This window comes from Pedobacter cryoconitis, from assembly GCF_014200595.1.
GTDB classification, from domain to species: domain Bacteria; phylum Bacteroidota; class Bacteroidia; order Sphingobacteriales; family Sphingobacteriaceae; genus Pedobacter; species Pedobacter cryoconitis_C.
Map to the genome: position 1 here is coordinate 1,986,519 of NZ_JACHCG010000001.1, position 25,900 is coordinate 2,012,418.

The 25,900-nt window shown below is 37.0% G+C and carries 19 protein-coding genes, 1 tRNA gene and 1 pseudogene; 7 read left to right on the forward strand and 14 right to left on the reverse strand.

The features are described from left to right. Positions 1-2: 2 nt before the first annotated feature. The 5 genes from HDE70_RS08215 to HDE70_RS08235 all read right to left on the reverse strand — a co-directional run bounded on the left by HDE70_RS08215 (position 3) and on the right by HDE70_RS08235 (position 7,423). Positions 3-3,542: a SusC/RagA family TonB-linked outer membrane protein gene (locus tag HDE70_RS08215; RefSeq protein ID WP_221302019.1), complete on the reverse strand. Its 3,540-nt coding sequence runs from the start codon at positions 3,540-3,542 to the stop codon at positions 3-5. A gap of 97 nt (positions 3,543-3,639) precedes the next feature. Then, positions 3,640-4,599, reverse strand: a complete 960-nt coding sequence (locus tag HDE70_RS08220) for a FecR family protein (protein WP_183889319.1) — start codon at positions 4,597-4,599, stop codon at positions 3,640-3,642. A 76-nt stretch (positions 4,600-4,675) separates the two neighbouring features. Then, complete coding sequence (locus tag HDE70_RS08225; protein ID WP_183889321.1) at positions 4,676-5,272, reverse strand: sigma-70 family RNA polymerase sigma factor; 597 nt, start codon at positions 5,270-5,272, stop codon at positions 4,676-4,678. A gap of 64 nt (positions 5,273-5,336) precedes the next feature. Next, positions 5,337-6,602: a TolC family protein gene (locus HDE70_RS08230; RefSeq protein ID WP_183889323.1), complete on the reverse strand. Its 1,266-nt coding sequence runs from the start codon at positions 6,600-6,602 to the stop codon at positions 5,337-5,339. Positions 6,603-6,679: 77 nt separating this feature from the next. Next, positions 6,680-7,423: an SRPBCC family protein gene (locus HDE70_RS08235; RefSeq protein ID WP_183869662.1), complete on the reverse strand. Its 744-nt coding sequence runs from the start codon at positions 7,421-7,423 to the stop codon at positions 6,680-6,682. Between the two features lie 222 nt (positions 7,424-7,645). Here HDE70_RS08235 and HDE70_RS08240 point away from each other — a divergent pair, with 222 nt between their 5' ends. After that, positions 7,646-10,384: a PAS domain-containing protein gene (locus HDE70_RS08240; RefSeq protein ID WP_183889325.1), complete on the forward strand. Its 2,739-nt coding sequence runs from the start codon at positions 7,646-7,648 to the stop codon at positions 10,382-10,384. Between the two features lie 138 nt (positions 10,385-10,522). Next, on the forward strand, positions 10,523-13,021 hold the full coding sequence (locus tag HDE70_RS08245) for a M1 family metallopeptidase (protein WP_183889328.1): 2,499 nt from the start codon (positions 10,523-10,525) through the stop codon (positions 13,019-13,021). 55 nt (positions 13,022-13,076) lie between these two features. Here the strand turns inward: HDE70_RS08245 and HDE70_RS27480 are convergent. After that, positions 13,077-13,346 (reverse strand): annotated as a pseudogene (locus HDE70_RS27480) (nuclear transport factor 2 family protein); the annotation flags it as partial. Between the two features lie 363 nt (positions 13,347-13,709). Continuing rightward, a complete protein-coding gene (locus HDE70_RS08255; RefSeq protein ID WP_221302020.1) occupies positions 13,710-13,976 on the reverse strand; it encodes a hypothetical protein in 267 nt (88 codons plus the stop codon). Between the two features lie 1,162 nt (positions 13,977-15,138). Between HDE70_RS08255 and HDE70_RS08260 the strand changes: the two genes are divergently transcribed. Together HDE70_RS08260 and HDE70_RS08265 are read left to right on the forward strand one after the other, a co-directional pair. Beyond that, the gene (locus HDE70_RS08260) at positions 15,139-16,113 is read left to right on the forward strand and encodes an alpha/beta fold hydrolase (RefSeq protein WP_221302021.1); all 975 of its coding nucleotides are present in this window, start codon (positions 15,139-15,141) and stop codon (positions 16,111-16,113) included. 81 nt (positions 16,114-16,194) lie between these two features. Then, positions 16,195-16,404, forward strand: a complete 210-nt coding sequence (locus tag HDE70_RS08265; RefSeq protein WP_260160517.1) for a transposase — start codon at positions 16,195-16,197, stop codon at positions 16,402-16,404. Between the two features lie 535 nt (positions 16,405-16,939). Here the strand turns inward: HDE70_RS08265 and HDE70_RS08270 are convergent. From HDE70_RS08270 to HDE70_RS08285, 4 genes are all read right to left on the reverse strand, one after another. Further along, on the reverse strand, positions 16,940-17,944 hold the full coding sequence (locus HDE70_RS08270; protein ID WP_183869667.1) for a DUF6624 domain-containing protein: 1,005 nt from the start codon (positions 17,942-17,944) through the stop codon (positions 16,940-16,942). Positions 17,945-18,144: 200 nt separating this feature from the next. Further along, on the reverse strand, positions 18,145-19,185 hold the full coding sequence (gene gwsS / locus HDE70_RS08275; protein WP_183889334.1) for a grasp-with-spasm system SPASM domain peptide maturase: 1,041 nt from the start codon (positions 19,183-19,185) through the stop codon (positions 18,145-18,147). Between the two features lie 192 nt (positions 19,186-19,377). After that, the gene (gwsG, locus tag HDE70_RS08280; RefSeq protein ID WP_183869669.1) at positions 19,378-20,349 is read right to left on the reverse strand and encodes a grasp-with-spasm system ATP-grasp peptide maturase; all 972 of its coding nucleotides are present in this window, start codon (positions 20,347-20,349) and stop codon (positions 19,378-19,380) included. A gap of 71 nt (positions 20,350-20,420) precedes the next feature. After that, a complete protein-coding gene (locus HDE70_RS08285) occupies positions 20,421-20,627 on the reverse strand; it encodes a hypothetical protein (RefSeq protein WP_183869670.1) in 207 nt (68 codons plus the stop codon). Between the two features lie 127 nt (positions 20,628-20,754). Here HDE70_RS08285 and HDE70_RS08290 point away from each other — a divergent pair, with 127 nt between their 5' ends. Together HDE70_RS08290 and HDE70_RS08295 are read left to right on the forward strand one after the other, a co-directional pair. Further along, complete coding sequence (locus HDE70_RS08290; protein ID WP_183869671.1) at positions 20,755-22,005, forward strand: hypothetical protein; 1,251 nt, start codon at positions 20,755-20,757, stop codon at positions 22,003-22,005. A 47-nt stretch (positions 22,006-22,052) separates the two neighbouring features. Next, complete coding sequence (locus HDE70_RS08295; protein ID WP_183869672.1) at positions 22,053-23,285, forward strand: glycosyltransferase family A protein; 1,233 nt, start codon at positions 22,053-22,055, stop codon at positions 23,283-23,285. Between the two features lie 214 nt (positions 23,286-23,499). Here HDE70_RS08295 and HDE70_RS08300 read toward each other — a convergent pair. Together HDE70_RS08300 and msrB are read right to left on the reverse strand one after the other, a co-directional pair. Next, positions 23,500-23,589 (reverse strand) — tRNA-Ser (locus HDE70_RS08300). Between the two features lie 105 nt (positions 23,590-23,694). Next, complete coding sequence (gene msrB / locus HDE70_RS08305) at positions 23,695-24,177, reverse strand: peptide-methionine (R)-S-oxide reductase MsrB (RefSeq protein WP_183889336.1); 483 nt, start codon at positions 24,175-24,177, stop codon at positions 23,695-23,697. Positions 24,178-24,370: 193 nt separating this feature from the next. Here msrB and HDE70_RS08310 point away from each other — a divergent pair, with 193 nt between their 5' ends. Then, positions 24,371-25,273: a helix-turn-helix domain-containing protein gene (locus tag HDE70_RS08310; RefSeq protein ID WP_183869674.1), complete on the forward strand. Its 903-nt coding sequence runs from the start codon at positions 24,371-24,373 to the stop codon at positions 25,271-25,273. A gap of 87 nt (positions 25,274-25,360) precedes the next feature. On the opposite strand, the gene HDE70_RS08315 is transcribed toward HDE70_RS08310, so the two are convergent. Further along, a complete protein-coding gene (locus HDE70_RS08315) occupies positions 25,361-25,861 on the reverse strand; it encodes a DinB family protein (RefSeq protein ID WP_183889338.1) in 501 nt (166 codons plus the stop codon). Positions 25,862-25,900 lie beyond the last annotated feature (39 nt).

Genomic DNA, 25,900 nt, shown 5'->3' on the forward strand with positions numbered 1-25,900 from the left:
TGTTAAAAGGTGACGTTCAATCCAAGGGTATAAGTTTTCATGAAGGGATAAGCCCTTCCGCCTTTATCTGTCCCATCTGGTGTAAGTTGTTCAGGGTCGATATATTTTGTTTTAAGCTTGGTCAGCGTAAGCATATTCTGCCCGGTGAAGAAGAATCTGAGCTTTTCTATTTTCCACTTTTTAATAATCGAAGCGGGCAGGTTATAACCTACAGTCAGATTTTTTAAACGCAGGTAAGCTATGTTCTGTAAGTATTTGTCGTTGTTATAATACAGCTCACCTCCGTCATAGGCAGCATATCCACGGTTAATAGGGAAATAAGAGTCAGGATTTTCAGGGCTCCAGAGTTTACTTTCGAAATCTTTAGGGATGAAAGAAGAATAAGGTCTTCCAAAAGTCCCCCAGAACATACCAGCTTCTGTATTCGGGTACCAATCTTGCTTACCGATACCTTGCAGGGAAACAGACAGGTCAAAATTGCTCCAGTTAAAGCCTGCATTAATACCGAAGGAATATCTTGGCAGCGAATTTCCGATCTTGCGAAGGTCGCCATGATCCTGTAACGTGTTTTTACCATCATTGATCACGCCATCTCCATTGAGATCTTTAAACTTCAGATCACCAGCATGCAGTTTACTCCATTCTCCGGGTGATCCGGTGCGCTGTCCGTCTACATAGTCCTGGTTTATTTTCCAGTTTTGTGCCTCCTGATCAGATTTGAAATAACCGTCTATGCTGTATCCCCAGATTTCTCCAAGTTCTTGTCCTACATAAAAATTGCTGAGCAAGTTGTTCGGGTTGTCAAACTTGGTAATCTTTGCGGTATAATCTGAAAGTACCACACCAAAGTTATAGCCAAAAGGTTTACCCATTAAAGTGCCGCTGTCTTTCCAGCTTACACTGATGTCCCAGCCTTTAGTGAGCAGATCCCCGGCATTCTGCTTTGGCGAATCAGCACCATAAACAGATGGAAGTGTTTTTCCATTGATCAGCATATCGGTCGTTTTACGTCTGTAGATATCTAAAGAGGTTTGCAGGCGGTTATTAAAGAAAGCCATATCTGCACCGAAATTGAGCGATGTAGATTTTTCCCAGGTAAAATCTGGTACAATGGGATTAGGAGAACTTAATGTTTGCGTCTGATTTCCATTAACTACCCATTTGGATAGGGTTGAATTCATAACCGGAATATAGGGATAGAGGTTATTACTGCCGGTTCCTACATCCTGATTTCCTAAAGTACCATAGGAGGCTCTCAGTTTAAATTCTGATACAGCAGGCTTTAGTGCTTCGAAAAAAGATTCTTCACTGATTCTCCATCCGCCGGATATTGAAGGGAAGAATCCAAACCTGCTTTTTTCCGGAAAACGCGATGTACCATCGTATCTGCCATTTAATTCAAGCAGGTATTTTCCTTTATAGTCGTAATTGATCCTGCCGAAATAACCTAATAACGCCCATTCACTCGCACTACCTGTAGCTTGTTGCGCTCCTGTACCTAAATCGATCTGGTTCAGGTCTTTAGATAAGAGGTCGAAACGAAGTGCAGTGTTGGTTTTATATTTCTGCAACTCATAATTATATCCCGCAGTGACTTTAAAGTTATTTTCTTTGATTTTCTTTTCATACGTCGCGTACAAATTGACAGAATGGTGCTGGTCCATATCAGTTCCTTCTTTGTACTTATCATTTCCTTCATATTTAATGATACCTGGATTTATAGACCAGGGGATTACTGCCTGACGCTGGAAATTTGAAGAGGGACGAAGCTGATAAGCATAATTTCCGGTGAAAATTAATCCCGGTACTATATTGGCGTTAAAGCCAATAGTATTCGTTAAATCATAGTTTTTAGTACCTCCAAAAGACTTTTTGTTTTGAAAATTTGCGTATTCGTTTGCTCCATAATTGTTAAGGTTTGTACGATAGGTAAATGTGCCGTCCGGATTTTGAGGTACATAGGCTGCCATCGCGTGGTTATAGAAACCCGGGCCATCCGATTTATATCCGTTACCTGGATAAGTATAGTCAGTGGCGGCAAATTGTGTATTGGAAAAAACAGTCAGCCATTTAGAAAGATGTGCATTAATCTTCGCCCTGAAATTGTAAGCATTGTAAACGTCTTCGCGCAAATAGGATTGGAAAAGACCTTTTTGCTGGTAGTATCTGCCTGATAAGAGAAAGTCTACCTTTTTATCTCCGCCGGTAACATTTATGTAATGTTCCATGGCAGGTGCATCTTTTTTAAACAGAAAATTCCACCAGTCTGTGTTTCCGTAATAGGAATACTGGTCTTGTCCATTTCTGTTTTGTACCACTACCGATGGTAAGGTTTTATCGGTTTGTCTGAGTTTAAGCTGCGCATAATCATCAGCATTGTAACCGCTGTAGCTATTTCCCACATTCCGGGAGAAAGCTTCATCTACCAATCTCATTTGAGTATAGCCATCGGTAATAAAATCTGTTTTTGTGGTTACCTTTTGTAAGCTAAAGTTACTGCCGTAGTTTACGCTTATTTTTCCCTCGGCGGCTTTCTTAGTGGTAATCAGGATTACACCAAAGGCTGCTCTAGCACCATAAATAGCTGCGGAAGCCGCATCTTTTAATACAGTTACATTTTCTACGTCATGGGGGTTAATCATGTTGACATCACCTGGAATTCCGTCAATCAGGATCAGTGGAGAGCCGCTTACGTTGGTAATAGACGCGAAACCCCGCACGTTAAATTTACCGGGACTGCCGGGCTGACCATCACCGAAAGTAATATTCAGGTTTGGAATAGCACCTTGCAAGGCCTGGGCAATTCCGGCAACCGGACGATCTTCAAAGACTTTAGCATCTACCTGGCTTACAGCACCGGTAAGGTTTACTTTTTTCTGTGTGCCATAACCAACTACCACAACTTCATTCAGCCCGTTTTTTGCGGGGGATAGTTTAATATCCATGGTTGTAGTCTCGCCGGCTTTAAGCTGGATGTTTTTAAGCTGCTGATTTTCATAGGAAATATAACTTGCCTCAATAGTATAAGTTCCAGCTGGGGCAGAAATCTTGTAGTTACCTTTTTCATCGGTCTGCACAGATTTGCCAAGTTCGGCGATTTTAAGGGTTGCACCAGGCAGGGGCAGACCTTTTTCATCTGCAATCTTCCCATAGAGCCTGCCTGGTTCCTGAAGTTTAATTTCTTCTTTACTCAGGGCATTAATAACGATGATTCCGTTCACTTCCCTGAAGCGCATTGGTTTGGATTCGAATAGTTTTTTTAAGATGTTTCCAAGTGTTTCGTTTGAAAAGTTAAAATCGCTGATGGAGTAATTGTCCAGCAGATGGCGGTCATAGGCAAAATTCACTTTGCTCTGGTACTCCAGATTTCTGATCGCGGTTTCTATGGTTGCATGCTTGATGCTGACCGATATTCTTTTATTCAGGACCTGACCGTTTCCGGCAAATGACGGAAATAGCAATGAAATGGTACAAAGAATAGTTAACAAGACAAAAGTGAATCTCATCGCTTGAATTATGACATTGTTAAGTTTTAATTTCATACATTGTATGGCTTTTAATTGTGAAATGATTGGAAGTTTTTTTTGCCTTAACGGCTTAAAAATGAAGACAGTTGTTCGCGCAACTGTCTTTTTTTTATTAGTAGATTTCTATGTCGTTCCTCCTTTTTTTAATTTTTAACTGATGTATTGCCGCAACAATCTCCATGGCTTTCAGCGCAGGAGCAGAGGTGCTTATGGTTGTTGTGAAATGTTTTGTTTTGAGATTTTGATTATTGGTGTAAACCTGGATACCAAAGTTTTTAGCCATCAGGATTGACATCTCTTCGAAAGAGGCATTATTTAAGACCAGATTACCTTTTTGCCAGGCCATATTTTGTTCATCAAGCGGTGTGAGCTGTATGGTTTGATCATTGCGCTGATAGGCCATTTGTTGTCCTTTTATTAAAAAATGACTGGGCTGGTTGTCTACCCGTACACCAACTTTACCCCGGAGTACGCCAATAGTCATTTTTCCAAGCTGGCTATAGGCACGGATATTAAACGCAGTGCCAAGTACCTGGGTGGTTAAACGTCCGCTTTTAATGATAAAAGGATGTTTAGGGTCGTGTTTTACATCAAAGAAAACTTCTCCGTCAATCAGCTGGACAATCCGTTTAGCGGGGAAGTCTGGTGATATACGGATGGTAGAAACGCTGTTCAGCATCAGGTTTGTTCCATCGGGCAGGGTAACGTTTTTTCTTTCGCCGGTTTGGGTAGAAACTGTAGTGAAGCAACCTCCAGGACAGTTGTTTTTAGTGGATTTCCCCGGAACCGGTGTTTTCCAGAACAACAAGGCTAATGATCCGATAGTGGTCAAAATTGCAGCAGCTCTTAGCCAGCTCAGACGGATTTTTATAGCCTCTTTATGTGTTTTTATTCCGGGTGCTATCGAAGCCCAGATTTGTTCTTTAACCTGTGCTTCCTTTCTGGCATCCATTGAAATGGGGTCTGCATCATCCAATTGCTGATACCAGTTGTCTACTATTTCTTTTTCGGGTCCTGAATTTTTATGTTGCAGGTAATCTTTTAACAATTGCCTGTTCCTGGTACTGCTCATAGCTATCCTTTTAACCTACTATCTGAAAAAGTGGTTTTGGGTACTATACGCAGTGTGTGAAGTGTGTGTTAAGTTTTTATGAAGCGGCTAAATAGCAGATCATAAACACGGGAATTACCCAGTCTCCTTTGTGGTGGTCCATTACTGTGGTACGGAGCCGTTTTAGTGCTTGTCCGATTTGATTTTTCACTGTTTGTTCGGAGAGGTTAAGCTGAGCAGCAATATCGGCGACAGAAAAGTTTTCATCTCTGCTCATGCGGAATATCTGCTGCATTTTACCGGGCATCTTTTCAACTGTGGCTTCAATAACAGTTTTAAGTTCTTTGTTTTCGAGCAGGATGTCGGGGGCTGTGTCCATTGGGATGTCCAGCAGTTCAGATTTTTTGATCTGACCGGAAGTGTGTGCGTAATAGCTGATTATACGATATTTTAAAGCTGTAAAAAGATATTTTCCAAGATCGTCTTTTTCTGATGCATGGATATGGTGTCTCCTGTTCCAGACCGAAAGCATTATTTCCTGTATCATGTCTTTAGCTTCATCTTCGTCTACTCCTTTGCAGGCTCTGAGATAGAGGACTTTCCAGTATTTATCATAGAGTAAACGGAATGCGGCCTGATCGTTTGCTTGTATCGCAGCGATTAAGTAGGTATCAGAGATATGATTAGCGTCCACGATCCCAAAATTAGAGAGTTTAATGGTTGGTTGGTGGTGGGGTTGTGTTAAGGATTTGTTATAATTATGGTTTAATGACGGTTGTGCCTACGGTATAGTTTAAATCAGCAATGGCTTTTTGAAGACTGAACTCTTGTTGCAAAAGTTTGAGTTTGGTGTCCTTATAAGAGTCAAAGAAATCTACAAATTCAACCAGCCCTATTTTTCCGCTTTCATAATCATGAAGCAAGCTTTTAAATAGCTGATCGTATTGCTCATTAAACTCTGTGTGTTTGGAAGATAGAACATTTTTACTAATCTCATATTGCTGAAAGGTTGATACAACAGCATTTTCCAGTCTTAATTCGTTTTCTTTAAGTACGCTTTCTTTGTTTTGTATAGCATAACGGGCAGAGCGGATATTGCCCTGGTTCCGATTAAAGAAAGGCAATTGAAATCCAACTTGCATGCCAAAATAATCTTTAGAATAACTGTTTGTATGGTCATAATCTACACCGAAGGTAATGTTAGGTATAGCTAAGGCCTTTTGATATTCAAGGTTATGTTTAGCATAACTAAAGGCCAGATCGGAAGAATGATAATCCGCTCTGTGAATTTTTGCCTGATTGATTAGATTATTGAGGTCTAATTTTATCATTTCTGTTTTGGATTGTTTGATAACGGGGGCAATGAAGGCTGTAGATTTTGTACGAAGCAATACCTTAAGTTCAGTTTCTAAAGCGTTGATCTGCCTGCTATTTTCTATTTTATCATTTTCTAAACCAAAAAGCAGTGCTTTTAAGCGGATGTAATCTTTGAATTTTGTCTTATCAGTTTTATAGGTATGTTCAATTTTGGTAATTAACTGATTACCCGCGGTGAGCTCATTCTGGTAAACTTTCGCCTGATCATTCAGGTTCGCAAGCTGTGCAAAATCCAGTTGCAGGTTATAATGTAAATTGCGCATTAAATCATTAAAAAGAGCCTCCTGAATTTCTGCCTGATCTTTAGCGAGTTCAATTTCTTTTCCTCGTTTTCCAGCAGTTTTAATTACCTGGCTAACTACAAGATATATTTCTCCATTCCCATCTGTATGATTGAAAAATTTGCGGGTATTATCATATAGATTTTGATCTGTCGCTAAATATGGATTATCCCAAAGCTTTGCTTGTTTTATCAGCGCTTTTGAAACCTGAACATTATATTTCTGTGCAATCAGGCCGATATTATTTTCTAAAAATGTTTTTTCAGCATCAGGAAAAGTAATCTTCAGCGTATCCAATTGCGCACTGGCCTGAAAGGACGTAATATTCAGGAATAAAACCAATAAAGTGGTATAAGTTGTTCTCATGTAGAATTCTTTTGCTAAGTTTTAAAATAAAAGGCCTCCGTTGTGGGGAGACCTTTTATTTTAATTATGTCCGTTGTTTAGCTATTCTGTTCCGAAAGCCCTGCATAAGCTCTGAAGTCGGCGGCCTCTGCATAGGCTTTGAAATTCTGGATGTCCTGACGGATCATACGTTCAAATATTCCATTAAACAAAGACGTGATACCTCTGCCTACACTACCTGCGGGGGAGAAGTAATCGATCTCAATTTGAATCTCAGTACCTGTACCGTTTAAGGAGTCTTTAAATTCTATTTTACCTGCGTTGTCGATCATAGATCCTTCAAGAGATTGCCAGCCCAGATATACGCCTTCTTCTTCACGGGTAATCTCTGCGTTCCAGGTCAGGTCAAGCAAACCACCCGGTGTATTAGCCTCCCATAAGGATACCTTATCACTTATTTCTTCAACATTTTTGAGGTGTTTCATAAATTTTGGCAGGTTGGAAAGGTCACGCCAAAAAGCATATACTTCTTCTTTTGGTGCATTGACAGTAATCTGCTCAGTAATATTAATTGCTTGTGGGTCAGTAGTATCTTTATTCAGCTGCTTGTAAACTGGACAGAATCCCGTAGCGCCACGATAAAGCATTAGTCCGCCTGCTGCTGCACCCTGAATTCCCAGAAATGGATGTTTTCCCATTTTCTTTATACTTTTATAGACCAGCCATGTTCCGGCAATCAGCGAGACAATTCTTTCGCCCTGGTCTATGTTTTCTTTTCCTGTCGGCTGAAGGCCAAAAGCTGTTAATTTATCGATGATTTGAGTGCTTATTTCGTTTTTCATATGTCCTGTTTTGTAGTACAGAACAAAGCGGGCCCACTTTGGTTTAAAGATTATGAAAAATTATTTCTCAGAACATCCGCTGTAATAACCATAGTTCAAACTGAGTGAATAAGGCTTGTTGATTTCTGAAATAAATTTTTACTCTTGTGTTTTAACAGGTGAAGTAATTAAATTTACACGTTTCTAAAAATAAATCTATTTTAGCGCTTCTTTTTAATTCTGATGAATAAAACAACCTTGTTGAGCTGTAATCAACTTCTTGATATATTTTCTACATCGCATATTGCCACTGCAATATACACCACCGACAATTTAATTATCGAAGCAGCCACGGATGCTATGATTCGTTTTTGGGGGAAAGACAGATCTATTATTGGTTTGCCATTAGCACAGGCGGTCCCGGAATTACAAGGTCAACCTTACATTGATCTGCTAAGGACCGTCTTAAAAACTGGTGTAACTAATACAGGAAAAGGTGTGCCCGCAGTTTTGGAATCAGATGGTGTTTTGAAAACAACTTATTATGATTACGAATATAAAGCGGTAAAAAATGACAAGGGAGAGAATTATTGTATTTTACATTATGCGACTGATGTAACAGAGCGTGTTTTAGGATTACAGGCCATGGAGAATGAGAAGCAATTGCTTGTCAATCTAGAAAATGAACAGACTTTAAATGAAAAATTGACTGCTGCAAATGAAAAGGTATCTGCGGCATATGAAGAGTTACATGCGATTAATGAAGAATTAAACAATAGCCAGCAGGACCTGTATAAGCTAAATGCTGTGTTAGAGGACCGCGTAGTAGAAAGGACAAAAAGTCTGGCCAGAAGTGAAAATAATCTGCGCTATCTGATCAATGATGCCCCGGTGGCTATTGGAGTGTTAAATGGGCCTGATCTTATCGTTGAATCTGCTAACCAATATTTGCTGAATACCTGGGCTAAATCAAGTGAAATTATAGGTAAAACTCTTTATACAGCTATCTCTGAATTATATGAACTCTCTTTTTTCTCGTCATTAGCCAAAGTAATGGCTAGTGGTAAGCCTTATGTGGGGAACGAAGTTAGAGGAACTGTGGAAATTGATGGCAGGAAAGAAGAAATTTATACAGACTTTATTTGTAAACACTTAACAGATGAATCGGGTCAAACTGAAAAGGTCATCATTATTGCAACCGATGTTACAGAAAAGGTTAAGTCAAAAGTTATCATCGAAGAAGGAAGGCACAGGTTAAATGAGATGATCATGACCACGCCGGTCGCAATGGCTTTATTTAATGGTAAAGATTTGATCATTGAACAGGCGAACCATGCCATGCTTGCCGATACCTGGCATCGCCAGAAAGAAGAGATATTGGGCAAGAGACTGATTGAAGCATTTCCGGAACTGGAAGGGCAGCAGTTTCCACAATTATTAATGGATGTATTTGATTCCGGGATCCGTGTGGCTATGCCAGAAGTACCGGTAAAAATTGTACTGCCAGATGAATCTGTTAAGGAAATTTATGTTAACTTTTCTTATGATCCTTTGAAGAACAAAAATGGACAGGTAGAATCAATTTTAGCCACAGTTATTGATATTACGGCTACAGTGACAGCAAGGCAGTTGCTGGAAAGGAGTGAAGTTAAACTTCAGGCTTCACTGGAAGAAGTGGCTGCAACAAATGAAGAACTTCAGGCTTCGACAGAAGAATTAGCCGCAACTGTAGAGGAACTACAAGCTTCTTCGGAAGAACTGGCTGCAACAAATGAGGAGCTCCAGGCCTCAATGGAAGAATTAGCAGCAACTAACGAGGAAATAGCCGCTTCTCATGAAGAAGTACTGAGTACAAATGAAGAATTACTGGCTACTCAGGATCAATTAGAACAAATGGTTTTAAAGATCAGAGCGAGTGAAAACCGTTTTAAATTTCTATTGAATTCTATCCCGCAGCAAGTGTGGACAGCGACGCATGATGGTGCTCTGAATTATTTAAATGAACGGGTATGCACTGATTTTGGTTATGAAAATGAAGAGATTATTGGTCATGGATGGCAGAAATTTATTCATGCTGATGATTTACCGGCGGCTTTGGCTAACTGGACAGAGGCACTGAAAAATGGGAAAGAGTATTTAGTAGAATTCCGTTTGTTATTTAGTGATGGAACTTATAGATGGCATCTGGCAAGGGCGCTTCCTTTGATAGAAAATGGCAGCATCACTTTATGGATTGGTACAAATACAGATATACATCTGCAAAAAACTAATGAGCAGCTAAAGGACGAATTTATATCAATTGCCAGTCATGAATTAAAAACTCCATTAACGAGCATAAAGGCTTTTAATCAACTGATTTTAAGGACTAAAGATCAGGACAGGTTAAATGGGTTTGTGATCAAATGTTCTGATAATATTACCAGGCTGGAGAAACTGATTGCCGATCTGCTTGATGTGACCAAATTAAACGCGGGTAAGATTGAGTATAATATGGCACCGTTCAGTTTTAAAAAACTATTAACTGATACTGTAGAAAGTGCGCAGCATATATTTCCTTCTCATCAGATTATCCTGGAGACTTGTTGTGATTTTGAATTTACCGGAGATCAGTTCCGGCTGGAACAGGTGATCAATAATTTTCTGACCAATGCGGTTAAATACTCTCCTGATGGAAAATTTGTAATGGTTAATAGTAGTTTGGAGCATGACCATGTTTCAGTGTCTATCAAAGATTTTGGTATTGGTATAGCCCCTTCACATATCAATAGGTTATTTGACAGGTATTTTAGGGTAGATAGTACAGCGATGCGATTTGAAGGTTTAGGGCTTGGCTTATTTATCTCTTCTGAAATCTTAAAAAGACATAGTGGTGAAGTCGGAATAGAGAGTGAACTTGGAAAAGGGTCAACCTTTCATTTCAGGCTTCCGTTAATTCCTAAAAGAGCAGAACTTGGAAATAGTGTTTCTATGAGTGAAAACTAATGCCCGTAAATGTGCAGAATATTAAGTAGTTATACAGGTTAATTGTGTAGCGAAAAAGATAGCTTTCAGGAGTAGGAATTGTTTGCAGTTATTGCTTGCACCGCCTACATTTGCGATCGTTTTTTCTAAACCACACACATGAAAATTGACCAAAAATGTTGTCTATGGACAGTAGCTGGCCTCCTTCTTTTTATAGGGGTCTCGGCTACAGATAAGGCAAATGCACAAACAAAACCGGAAGATCCGTTAATGAGAATTTACAGGGAAACACCTGTCAGAATTAACGATCTTATCCATACCAGACTGGATGTTAGTTTCGACTATAAAAAGCGCCATTTGTATGGCAAAGAATGGGTGACCATTAAACCGCATTTCTATCCAACTGATACTTTGAGACTGGATGCAAAAGGAATGGATATTAAGACAGTAGCCATTGTGAAAAATGGAAAAAATGTTCCTTTAGATTATAAGTATGACCAGCTTTCACTAGCTATAAACCTGGATAAGGTTTATAAGAATACTGAAAATTACACACTTTATATTGAGTATACAGCTAAACCGGATGAGCCTAAGCCGGGGAAAGACCTTGCTACCTCTGAGTCGAAAGGTCTTTATTTTATCAATCCTGACAGTACCGTAAAAGATAAGCCTGTACAGATCTGGACAGATGGTGAACCTGAAAATTCTTCTGCATGGTTCCCTACAATCGATAAGCCCGGTCAGAAGACTACTGATGAAATTAATATGACAGTGCCTGCAAAATATGTTACCTTATCTAATGGCAGACTGGCATCTCAGAAAAAGAACGCTGATGGTACAAGAACTGATACCTGGAAAATGGAATTACCGCATTCTCCTTATCTGTTCATGATGGCTGTTGGTGATTTTAAAATTTACCATGATAAATGGCGGGGCAAAGAGGTGAATTATTATCTGGAACCTAAGTATGCCCCTTACGCGAAAGAAATTTTTGGCGATACGCCTGAAATGATGGATTTCTTTTCGAAAACGCTGGGCGTTGATTATCCATGGAATAAATATTCGCAGATTGTAGTACGTGATTACATCAGTGGGGCCATGGAAAATACGACAGCAACTTTGCATGGTACTTATATCCAGGGGACGACACGTGAACTGGCAGACCGTTATTATGATGCAGGAAGAAGTACGATTGCGCATGAACTATTTCACCAGTGGTTTGGCGACTATGTAACCGCAAAAAGCTGGAGTCATATTACAGTTGGTGAGTCTTTCGCTAATTTTAGTGAGGTCCTTTGGGCGGAGCATAAATATGGACAGGATGTTGCTGATGATCACAACAATGCAGATCTTGAGTTATATCTGGATAATCCTGAATATGCGGATAAGGATTTAGTCCGTTTTTATTACCGTAAAATCGAAGATGTTTTTGATCCGGTAAGTTATCAGAAAGGTGGCCGTATTTTAAACATGCTGCGTCAATATTTAGGGGGTCAGGCTTTCTATAAAGGATTGAATATATACCTTAAAACTAATGCTTTTAAAACAGGGGAGACTCAGCAGTTGAGATTAGCTATGGAAGAAGCCAGTGGCAAGGATTTGAACTGGTTCTTTAACCAGTGGTATTTTGGTGCAGGACATCCTTTCTTAGATATTAGTTATAAATGGGACGGGAAGACACAAACTGTTTATTTGAACCAGACCCAGCAGGGGAAAGCTTTTATTCTGCCTTTGTCTATTGATGTGTATATGGGTGGCAAAAAGGAACGTCATATGATCTGGATGAATAGTAAGTCTGATACTTTGAGTTATCAGCTTTCTGCTAAACCGCAATTGGTTAACGTTGATGCAGACAAGAATACACTTAGTCAGAAAACTGATCATAAAAGTATAGAGGAGTTTTTATTTCAGTACCAGAATGCTCCGTTATATATGGACAGGTATGAGGCTATTAATGCAGCTGTAGCGAATAAAAAAGAGGAAGCTGCGCAGAAAATATTAGTGCTTGCGTTACAGGATAAGTATTATGGATTGCGCTTGAAAGCGCTGAATAGTATAGATCCTGAGAATAATAGTTTGAACGAAGCGGCTCTTCCTGTTATCTTAAAGCTGGCTAAGAGTGATGAAAATAACCTGGTTAAAGCAGCAGCTATTCAGTTAATTGGTAATGCTAAGATTGCGCCGCAACAATTGGAACTTTTCAGGTCTGAGTTGAAAAATCAGTCTTTTGCTGTTATGGGTGCTTCGTTGAGTGCATTTGCTGATGTAGACCATGCGGAAGGTTTAAAAATGGCTAAAACTTATGAAAAAGGGAGTACTGATCGTTTAGTTTCAGCTATCATTGGTGTTTATGGCAAGTATGGACAGGATACGGAATGGGAATATGTCTATAAGAATTTTCAAGAGGCAAATTCACGGAGCAAGATCGCAATGATGAAGGATTTTACGGGTATGCTTGCAAAGTTGAAAAATCCTGAGTATACGCAGCAAGGTGTTACGGTTGTTAAGAATTTTGGAATAAGACTGAAGGAATATGGTTTTGGAGATAAAGCGATTGAAGATCTGAACCGTGTTAAAGAAGGCAGGAAGAAATTGAATGACGATGCTTCTGTTCAGTTTATTGAAGGCGCGATCAAGGAGATCAAAGAGGCAAAATAAGGTTTAGTAATGGGATTTGAGTTCTTATCTCAAATCCCATTTAATAAATTCAGAGCTAATGATTAAAGGCATTGTCAACAAGAAATGTATCTTCATGTAAATGCATTTTGTAGATTTTGCCATCTGCAATTGCCAGATGCATTGCTATAGGTGTTTTGAAATGTCTTCCGGTACTTGCTATGACATGAGAAAAGGAACCTAATATTACGGCCTCATCTCCATCTATGAAAATTTTCTCAATTTCGACCTTGCTTTTTTCAACTTCATAATATGGCCACATAATATTCAGGTACTCCGCTACTTCTGAGCGTTTTGACCTTCTGCCAGTCCGATTATGAAGATTATCTTACCTTTTGTTCATTTGGTTAATTTAGCATATGTGTTCAGAAGTTCATTTATCTATTGGATGGCTAATTTGAAATTTCAACTAACTCAGAGTCTATCCTCCAATATGGATTAGCTCGTTACTCTCGCTAATCCCTTTTGAGGCTTCAATCAAAAATGCTTTTCGCTTTGCTCAATGGCAATTTTTTGTTTTTAATATGGCCTCTGAGGGATCAAGTCATAAGCTTGTGGATTAGGGATTAAATTTCAAGTTTTAGGTTTGATATTTTCTTAGTCAAAGCAGATGGTTACGATTCTTTAATAAGCCAATTACTTCCTGATTTTATAGTTCAATTTATCATTATTAAACACCCTGATTACTTTGATAAGAGATCGGCCAACGCTTCAGCGGAATTCTTAGGGGGAGGAAAGATCCTGATTTTTCCAGGCTTGCAACTTTTACGAAAGTTCTCTGATGCCTTTCGGTTTCCATTGATTGTTTCATTGTGCCCAGTACAGAACTTTTGAAACAACCTGTACTCCAAACTGCTGCTTTAAAAATGAAATCGCCCAGGATTCCCTTTACAAATTTACCCCTTAAACTTCCCATAATAAATAAATGCTTTTCCACCAATGTAAGCTATTAGCGTTAAAGATTATCCTGATGCGTAAAAAATGTCCGCAATTGTCCGCAGCTGTCTGCAATTGTCCGCAGTTGTCCGTAGGTTAGTCAAAGGGGAAATTATAATTTCATTAATCTTCATCCGGTTATGACCTGGTTGTGCCTGAGTGGTGGTCGGGATGACACCAGATTGAGAACAGGCTTTAAGCATACTTACTCTAAGTCATTTCAACTAGTTGTTTTGACTTGGACTTGCCATGGACTCACGTTACTTTAGCATTGCTCTTACCCTAACGAGTACTCGGGCAGTACTCGGACAGTACCCGGCCGATATAGAGTTATTATTTAGCTATTTTGAATTTATTTACTAATAGCCCGGCCTTGTTTCGGCTGAGTCATTCCCATGCAAATTAAAAGCTTTCAGCGCAACTTCCAGAGGCATAAGAGCATCCGTGATCTCAAAGACTTTCTGTTTAGCGTGTCAAAAATTTATGCTTAAAAAAGAGCCTGCTCCACAAGTTGATGACTTGATCCGGGATTAGCTCGCTGCTCTCGCTGATCTCTTTTGGGGGAGGCTTCACTAACTTAAAATCCCGCTTTAAAGTATTGTGTCGAGGGGTAGAGATTGGTGACTCACCGAATCACTCACCGATCTTAATATCTTTTATAGCTGCAAATGCTGTATAATAAATTTAGGTATAAATGTTTTAAAACAAAATCTTCTCCAACATGATAGGTCGCAGAAATTTCGTGCTCAGAAAGTTTGTCTTTCGGACATAATTCATTAAAAACTAATAGAGTGTTTTCCTAAAAAAAATTAACTTTAATCATTCTGGGAAGACCTAAAAAAACAATCCCCGAAAATTTTATCAAGGATGTACGTCGCAGTACCCGATGAATCTTCACTGCAGAATAGAAATTTTGATTGTGATGGAAGCGCTACGTGCAGAGAATTCTATCGCCGAGATCTGTCATAAGCACAGTATTAAACGAATACAAATTTACAGAAATTTTTATTAAGTGGTAGCAATGAAAGCGCAAGAACTAAGAGCAGGAATAATCGCAGTATTTTTTATAAATTTGTATGATCTTATAATTGGCATAGGTTGACCGAAAACACTGGCATCAATATTCCGAAATGCCCAAGTGATTAAATATTGAAGCTGTAATCTTGCAAGATAATACCGAAATTAAAAAAATGGTTAAAAACCGTCCTTCGCTCATAATGAGAATACCAAAAATATTTTTAAAAACAATCATAGGAATTGTAGCCATAATCGCTATCCTACTCATCACGACATTCCTGATTCATCAAGTCAATTCAAGCATCGAAGCTGATAAAATTGAAGATTATGGTCAAAAAATAAAAATTTTTGACGGTACAATGAATATTACAATAGATGGCCATGATCCAGACACGATTGTGTTACTCACCGGATTTGGAACAGCAAGCCCAAGATTAGATTTTGAACCATTAATCAGAGAATTAGACAAAAAGTATACAGTGATCACGATTGAACCTTTTGGTTATGGATTGAGTAGTGAAACAAATCGTGAACGCAGTTTGAATAATATGTCGGAAGAAATCCATGAAGTTGTGAAACAATTAAATCTTAATCGTTTTATATTAATGGGGCATTCCATTGCTGGGCTTTACAGCTTAGCATACATTAACAATTATCCAGGTAAAGCAATCGCATTTGTAGGTATTGATACCAGTGTGCCAACACAACCTTGGCCGGGTTATAATTCGGCACCTATGGATTTTTTAGCCAAAGCAGGTGTAATGCGTGCATTTTTAAAGTTTTTTGGAAATGAAAAACCTAAAGAAGAATCAGAAGTACACCGTTTTGAACAAGAACACATGATTACGATGAAAGTAACCGGAAACAATACTTTGCACAGAGAAGCAACTTCATTAAGTAATAGTTTTAAAGATGCTCAAAAATTATCTTTCCCGAAGGATTTACCGGTTTTATTATTTGCAGACGAAAACTCAGCTGTCAAAGGCTGGACAGAACTGCATCAAGCGCAAGCCAACAGCGTGGATAAGGGAAAACTAATCTTATTGCCTGGTTCTCATTATCTACATCATACACAATCTAAACGAATTGTAGCAGAACTTGAGTCTTTTTTAGGAAAATAAAATAATTGATCCCGTCGTAGCGCTTCCTTGTTTGAAGTGTATAATAACAGCAATTAAATGTGTATAACATTCACTACTTGGATGATCCCGGTAAATCACACGAAGAAAAAAGTTCACAGTGATCAAGGTGACCTGGCTATTCAGGTCCCCAGGGATCGAGATGGTTCATTCAACCCAATTATTGTTCCCAAACGACATAACATGATTGACGGGGTTGAAAAAGTAATCGTATCGCTGTATGCAAAAGCTATGAGTGTGTCTGATATTGAAAACATGATGCGCGATGTTTAGTATACCTTATCGTTTGGATGGTTGTATATCAAATAGATATACGAAATTCGGTGAGTCGTGTCGATTTCCAAAACTACTCACCGAGTCGCTCACCTACAGGATGGGAAACGGTGCATATTTTGGATACCTCTGAAATGCAAAAAGCCTGCTATCGTATGATTTGCAGGCTTTTTGTTGGTTTTGAGACCTTATTGGCGGAGAGTGGGGGATCGACCAAAACCGATTTTAAATTTCTTTAGCCCGTATTTTATATCTTTTTTGTTCTTAGGGCACCTGATTGGGCCACCAGCAAAACAACACAAAATTGCTATTCCTTGTATATTCCAAAATATGCAAATATTGGAATTAGGCAAATAGTACCATTTTTTAATATAATTTGTTTTATAGTTACATGTTTTGTAGTGAAGGTTGTAAAAAAGAAATAGGTGTATTTTGTATATGGACGCAACTGATCTATGATCCTGATTTAAGCATTAACCCGGCGAATAAAGCGCTCAAAAGGAGAAATAAGAAAAGAAAAATCGGGACTTGGAGTTTATTGAATAGCTACAGCCGATTCCTCAGATAGGTCCTTGTAATATTGTTCAATACTCCATTTGATACCCCATTGACTTACATATTCTTTAATAGGAGATAAACCTACTTTTGTACGTCTCTTATCTACATTTTCAGGATCTACAAGTGGCTGAATATAGTACTTACCAGTTTTATTATTGCGCATAATCTGGCTTCCATAAATTTGCTTTTTCCCTTGTCGAAGAGAAACTCTATCTTCTAGTAATGCCAATCTTGACGATAGTGCCTTTCCCTGCTTGACAGCAGTTCTGAGCAGAGGTAAATATTTTAATTGTGTAGCTAGGTCAGAATGTTGAATAACGAGGAATAGCGCGTCACTACCTCGCTCACCTACCACATCTTTGCTCAACCATCCGTATTTATCAAGGATATATTTAATTTTTTTTATGTTCATAGAGTCGTTTTTCGCCATTTGCGCTAGATTTAAGCGCATTTGAGTCGAAGACCATCCGTATTTCTTTTCTATTTCAGCAAGTTGAAGTCTGGGAATCTGATCGTCTTGATTTACTGTGTCTAAGATTGCAACTAATGATCTATTGAGATTTTTGAACTTTAGGCTTAGATACTTATCTTCTTTTCGCTGATTGATCTTCACATTGGTCAAAATCTTCTTCCATCTTTTATCCATTTTTAAACTGTAAAATGCAGTATCTGTAGATATCTCTGTATATCGACAATAATTGCCTTTTAAACTTCTTTCAAGCTGATAATAAGCAGAGTCAATTTCTCCACCTAGTGCCCAGGATTTTGCTGCACTATATCTATCGTTTACAAACCCTAAATTATGATTTGAGAGAAAAGCCTTTGTGTAAGATTCAGCTGATTTAATATATTCTTTTTTCTGGAAAAGCTGTTTTGCCGTATCGATATAAAGAGAATAATCTTTTGATATCTGAGCAAGGGAATTTGTTGTTAACAAAGTCCCTAAAGTAATAATCAAAATATAGATATTTAATCTTTTCATCTTCCATTACACCAATTATTATAATCTATAATCGAATTTCTATTAACTGGATTTAGATATAAAGTTTCAAATCTATATAAATATTATTACAATAAATTCGATAAAACATGTTAATCAATTGATTTTTAGATATATGAAATCTAAATAGATTTAGTTACCATCAAATTTTACAAAATAGAGTTATTATTTGAAACAAGTTACTATTTCTCTTCCCATGTTTCTAAATATGGATTATAATTGCATTTAGCTGGTTTTGATAGCACATCAATTGTTGATATAAATGCCCTGCAATCTGTACAGATATAGCGAAATTCACAATCCTTGCAGATATTTATTTGATTCTTGTTAATCGACCAGACTTTTTTAAACTCTTTCATTCTTATAACCTCCTTTAAAGTCTGGAATTTTATATTTCCATATGAAAGGCTCATTGATGGACAATTTTTGATGTTGCCAGATTTATCTATGGAAATTTTTCTATTTAAACAGCTATTAAATAGTTGTGCCTCGCTAAAAGATTCAATATTTAAAGTAAAATAGCTTTTTGATATTACACCACAATGATACTCATCATTAATCTGATCTTCAGTAAAGAGTATATAAGTGCAAGGTAAGGACTCATTCTCTAAAACGCTGTTCTGTGGAGCAGAATGAAAAATAACCAAACTAAGTCTTAGGTTAGAACTGGCAAAAGATATATATTCTTGCTTTGTTGTAACTTTAATTGGATAAGGGATAATGACCTCTAAGGATGTTATTGAACTCGATTCCGTAAACGCTAAAATTTCAGATACTTCATTTAATGTAGTTTCAGTAAAGAATCTAAGTTGCAAAGCCTTGCAACCCAAGTCTTCAAGTTGAATAAAGATGTCAGGGAAATTATGGTTAGAATCAATACCTACATCAATTATTGCATTTGTAATAATCGAAGGGCTTTCCCAATGGAGATCTAATTTAGGGAAGAGTCCCAGCTCTTCAAATTCGCAGAAGAAAATATACTCCTCAGAAGATAAAAAATGGAAATACTCCTCTAGAATTTCTTTATTTTCAGCACCATAAAAACTAAAAATATCATTAATCGATAAATCACTTTGCTCGGAAAGAATTTCATAGAGGTCATTGGTGATAAAATTATATCTTCCTCTTTGAATATCACATATTATAGATCGGGATGCTCCCTTGACAGGAATACAATTCGCATATAATTTAAAATGGCTCTTATCTAGAAGCTGGTTAGACATTTCGATATGGGTTTATAATGTTGAATTACACAATACTGAGCAGTATTAAATTTTTCTACTGTCACAATTTTTAAAGAGGGTGCTGTTTCATCACTATTTTTGTATTCAAGATTCTGGAATCCAACAGGGAGGTAAATGATAAGGTCTTGCTCTATATATTGTTTCAATTGTTCTAATCTGGATGGATTCATTTTAATTTGATAAGTAGTTAGCGATTTTTTTTTCTAAATAGTAGTTGCATGGGTAGGAGGTCATTCCAAATTGACCTATTGGATTAATCTCGAAAAATACATAATCATTTTTTAAAGTTACTGCCATATCAATCGATCCAGTATTAAGGTTCAATTCCCGCATTAGCACCTTCAACATATCTTTAACACTAACCGGAAGATTATATGGAACTGTTCTATTCGGTTTAACGTAATTATATTTTCTAAAATCTACGGATGTTTTTGTATCCTCTTGCGAAAATATCGCCATAGTGTAGAAGTCGCCATCAATAAAGAAAATCCGAAGTTCATACTTCTTTTCAATTTTCTCTTGGAATAGTGAAACAGTAAATGTGTTATTCAAAATTTTTAAATTATCATCACTTATTATATTTGTATAATAAGTGATGATACCTATTTCCAAATCGTGCGCCATTAGGCCATCTGATAATGGTTTACAAATTATGCTTTGATATTTAGATTTAAAATTTAGTAATTCTTCCTTATTACTAGTGATTAAAGTATCTGGGATAGCAATACCAAGCCTTTGTGCCTTTTCAAGAACAATTAGTTTATTGATATCTGTCTGGAATATATTGCCTAGGTGTTTCTTCTGTCTAAATTCAAAATTGAAATATTCTTTTAATTTTCGCTGTTCTTGATCTAGATGTTTAACGAACTGTTTTTCAAAATCAAAATCTTCAAGATACTTAATAGCTGGAAAAGCAATGGAAATATTACCTCGTCTATGCCAGAATGAATGTATTTCCATAAGGTCTATTTTCTTATTATCATATTCAAACCTAAGATGATTATTCTTAGAAAGCTGCACAGAATTTACATGCAATCTATTCTTATCATCAATTAAATGGACTTTTATTTTAAAATGATGAAGCCAATCTATCACATTGTAAGTGGATTGATCCCCATCAGTAGATATTATAACTACGGTCATAAGTTGTACAGTTTAAATGTATAAAACCATATAATATTACGATAATTGGAATATTATATGGTTAATCACAATTACCCTTGATCTAATTCATAATCATTTACTGTTTCTGTATCTGAAAAATTGTCAGGTGTAGAAGCTCCGCCTTCATGGAAAGTCTCACCAACAAATATGGTTGGCTTAACTGTAGCATAGGGATTTGGGTTAGTTACAATACCACCCATATAGTTTATTGCGTTTTGTATGATCTCGATAAATTGAAGTTTTCTAAGTTTTTTCATGATTTCCAGATTTATACATAAATATACCTAATTGTATTACTCCTGTTCAATAGTCAGAAATATTGGGACTATTGTCCTTATTAGAATATTCTATTCTGTGTAAATTAGTTTACCAGATAGCGTATATATGATAATATCAGATGAATTTAAAAATGTGATTTTTGAAATTGAAAACTCTAATAATCAAAAGATTAAAAGAAATTCTGAAACTGAGGTATTTAGATTAAAACCCGATCCATTATTAACATCTAATCTATCAGGAAATTATGGAGCACTTTTCGTTAGGTCTATGCTTCGTAAATTAAGTATTGATGAACATCATGTGTTTAAATGGAGGCCAGAGAATAAATTTAGACAATATGAAATATTCAACTATTATATTCCTGGTTGTATGCCTCAGACTCTTAGTTTCTCTAAATTATTGAACCAATCTAAGGGAGTTCAGCAAATAAAAGAGTTATTTTCAGAAGGTTTTTTTCTCAAAGCAACTTTAGGAGATGCTTCCTTTTCTACAAATAGTTGGGATAAAACAGCAGAATTTGATCAAATATCAAAACTCCATAACGTCAATAGCAATAATTATGAAAGCTATATGTTGCAAAAGAAATTGGATCTTAAATGTGAATTTAGAATACATACATTTTGTAAAGATGTTATTCCCTGTTTAACTTATGTGGTACAGAGCCAGATACTGTCTAGCGATTATGCCGGTGTAGAGAAATTTTTAAATGAAATTCTGCAAAAATTACCCGATGGAATTTTACAAGGAACATTAATTGCTTGGGACATTGGGTTAACAAGTAATGACAAATATTTCGTTATCGAAGCAAACTTTACAGGATGCCATCCGGAGTACCGTGCTGGATTCCAGACAACTGGTTATGTTGACGACAATCATTTTGGACCAATAGTTTGTGCTTGGCTAAATAATTATTTTAATGTAAAATACGGAATATACGTAGATTCTGTAGAAAAGAGTTTATTAGAAAGTAATCCATTTTATCATTCATTTATATTTTACATGTCAATATTTAAAAATGCACATATTGATGTAATTATGGATAAATTAAATGGGATTTCAGTTTCAGCAATTATTTATTTAGGTGATGATACAAATAAACTTATCATTAGATTGATTAAACATTTTTTGTTGGTTGATTATGCTGAAATGTATTATGTCATTGTAAAGAACGAGTGTCTTTTAAGAGTTAGAGAGCTGTTTTTACGAAATGATCTGATTAAAGTATGGTCTGAACATGAGCTTTTTACTAAAAACCAACTTGAGCTGGTCGAACAATTGAGCTATGATAGGAGAAAACAGATTTGCCATTATCATGTAATCAGAAAATTAAACAATAACCCTTACGTATTGATTTAAAGAGTTTTATGAAAGTAATCTCTACAAGTAAATAATAGAATATCATCATGGGGTTAATAAACGATAATGACTATAGTGCTGTACTTTGGAATAAAAATGGCAAGCATAGACATTATTCTAAAAATATTCTAAGTTTTGAATTTGAGGAAGAGGATTATGATTATCTACTATTTTTGAAATTTGAAAATAGGCTGTTGGATTCAATTCTAAATATTGATGCTCTAATCATGTCACTAGAATTAATTTATAATCAAAATCCAACAACCTTTGTAATTCTTACACCTAGAAAAGTTCCACCACTTTATGCTGCAAGCGAGGATGAATTTGTATATTCTTTCAGCTGTAATTTTCAGTATTTCAAAAGACTGGCTAGCCTTTTCAATACCCCCTCTTATTTATTTACGAATATCTTGTTTGAATTGTTAGATCAAATATCAAAAGATAATTCTGAATTTACAGGAATACTAATAAAGCAACTCCCTTTTGAAGGTGATAAAGTTATATCAGTAAATAGCTGTAATGTTGTTATTCCCCATAGAGGTGACAATGAATATTTACGAAATGCCCTATCTTTTTTAAATCATGTAGATGGAACAGAAATATATGTCGGTATTGACCAGGAGGTAACTGAAAACCTACTTCGACTCAAAAAGAATTATCCTAACGTTTCATTTTATAGTTTCACACCTAATCCAGTTGGACCTTACGTGATTCGAAACAGATTGATTGACCTAAGCGATAACGAGCTCGTATTTTTCCAAGACTCTGATGATATTCCTTGTGCGGATCGTTTTGTGAGAATATCAGATTATATGAAAGAAAATGGCTGTCAATTATGTGGTTCCCATGAACTCAGACTTGATTATTACGATAGGACAGCACGATCAATTAGATTTCCCATAAATGTAAGTAGAGCATTGGAAACAGGCCCTTGGCATTCTCTACTACACCCAGCTTCTGCAATAACAAGAAAAGCATTCTACGATTGTGGGAAGTTATCAGAGGAAAGGACTTTTGGGAATGATACTAAATTTTTGCTAAGTAGCTTCTTTATTTTGAATAATATAAGAAATGTAGATGAGTTCTTCTATATACGAAAAATACATCCGGGATCGCTTACAACATCTCCAGATACAATGATAGGGTCGAGTATTAGGAAAAAGTTAACTCGCACATGGAATTCTGATTTTGAGGAGGTACGAGAGAGGGGCATGAAACTGGAAAATTCAAGTTTAAAGTATGAAGGTTCAAAACTGATATTCGTAGTAAGGAAATTGTAAATACCTGTTTACCTCTAATAAGGTCTTCTTTGAGAATATCCTCCAATGTGGATTAGCTCGCTGCTCTCGCTGATCCCTTGTGGGGGGAGGCTTCAACCAAAAATGCTTTTCGCTGCGCTCAATGGCAATTTTTTGTTTTTAATCCAGTCTTGCGCTTTCAGCGCAGACCTGGCTTTAAAACAAAAAATGCCACCCTGCGGGCAGCATTTTTGTTTGGCGGAGAGTGGGGGATTCGAACCCGCGGACCCTTTGACAAGTCAACAGTTTTCAAGACTGCCGCAATCGACCACTCTGCCAACTCTCCGCGACAAAAGTACAAATAATGTTCATTTCTGCAAACAATGCCCTTGGTTAATTGTTTAACAACCTCATTATGAATTATAAAAAATGCAATTAACCCTTCAAAAACCTACTTTTTGATGAATTTAAAGGCTCCTGAGTTCATACAATACCTCAACCCGCCTTTATCTTTTGGCCCATCGTCGAATACATGCCCCAGGTGAAGCCCTGTTTTTGCCTCCACAATCTCATCTCTGGACATCCCAAGTGAATTATCACTCACTACTTCTATAGCTGTACTATTAATGGGTTTAGTAAAACTTGGCCATCCTGTCCCTGAATCGTATTTATCATCGGAGCTGAATAAGGGTTCGCCGGTAGCAGCACTGACATAGATTCCTTTTTCATGGTTATTATAGTAAGCATTATGGTATGGTGTTTCTGTTCCTCTTTCTACCATGATCTGATAGGCGGCAGGACTGAGTAACTTTTTCCACTCTGTCTCTGTTTTAGTAACCGGGTATTTTTTCTGCTTTGCACCATTTCCTGACTGCTGTCCACATGCTGTTAAGAACATCAGGACGATTATTGTCATACTTGCTATCTGTTTCATAACTTATGTATTTAATATCCTTATAAACGGGCAGAGAAGTTTCCCGGATTTCTATTCACCTATTATGATGATATCCCTACAATTCAATCTTCTGTCTAATTGTTTGAATTTTGCAATTAACGGTTTGAATAGCGCAATCCTCATCAATCCAGATACCCCTATATTTGTACAGAAAATTGCTTAAATTCATATTATGGATAAGACACAAACATTAGAACACTTTTATCAGCAAAAGTTTAATAGTGTTCCCCAGACCTTACAGAATGGTGTAGGGCATTTTAATGTTTTCCGTATTGAAGATTGTCATGGGCCAAATGCTACTCCTGTTACCTACAGCCGCAGGGATTTCTATAAAGTGAGCTTGATACGTGGAGAGTATTTATATCATTATGCGGATAAAAGTTTAGTTGTTAAAGGCACTACCTTAATATTTTTCAATCCCAATGTTCCTTATACAGTACAGGCGCTTTCTGAAAGCACCACCGGCTACTTCTGCATCTTTACAGAGTCTTTCTTTACAGAAAAAATTCGTGGGAGCCTGAATGAACTGCCAATGTTTAGTATAGGAGGGAAGCCTGCTTATTTTTTAAATGATACACAGGAACAATTTGTTGCCGGTATCTTTGAAAAAATGCTGGAGGAAATAAATTCTGATTACGTATTTAAGTATGATTTGCTGCGTAATTATGTGACTGAATTAACGCATTACGCATTAAAATCTGAGCCTTCTGAAAGCCTGTACCAACATCCAAATGCACAATCCAGGATAACTGCTGTATTTACCGAATTATTGGAACGTCAGTTTCCTATCGAAACGCCTTCCCAAAGATTTGCGCTGCGTTCTGCTAAAGACTTCGCAGAACGACTGGCAGTACATGTAAATCATTTAAACAGGTCTATCAAGGTCACTACTGGTAAAACCACCACAGATCTGATCTCAGAGCGTGTATTAACGGAAGCTAAGTCTTTATTGAAACATACGGACTGGAACATTTCTGAAATTGGCTACTGCCTTGGCTTTGAGGAAGCAGCTCATTTCAACAACTTCTTTAAAAAGCAAACAGCCTTTACACCAGGACATTTTAGAAATGTTTGATTTTAACAGTTTCTAAAATAGCATAATAAATAAAAAGCCTGAACACATCAAAATGTTCAGGCTTTTTAAATAAAAGAGAATACAGGCTTAATCCATAGCGGGAATACCCATGTCAGCCCATTCTTCTTTAGCAGGGCCATATATACCCGGAACAGGCAAGCCTACCATACGCATCACAACTGTCATTTGTGCGCGGTGATGGGTCTGATGAGTAACGAATACGGACAATACTTGTCCTTTCGTCCAGACCTGACCATACATGTCTACTTTGTCGCCTAAGGTAGAGTCCGTCCATTTTGACTTTACTCTTTTCAATAGTAGTGTATTGTATTCCTGATAGACCTTTATGATTTCTTCAAAGCTTTCTGGTATTGGAAGTCCATCAAGCAGATTTTCTGTCATCAAACCAGCATGTGATCCCATTTCGGGTATAGTCTGGGTAATGTGCCAGGCTAACCTGTCTAATGTTCTTACATTTTCGTGGATTTTAATGGATTTAGTTTCATTCGTAATGTTACGGAATATTTGAAGCGTACTATTCTCTTCATTCTTCCAGTCATTTTCGAAATCTTCAATACTACGGTACATAGAGGTAAGGATTTAATTAGTGTTTTTCAAATTGCTTAT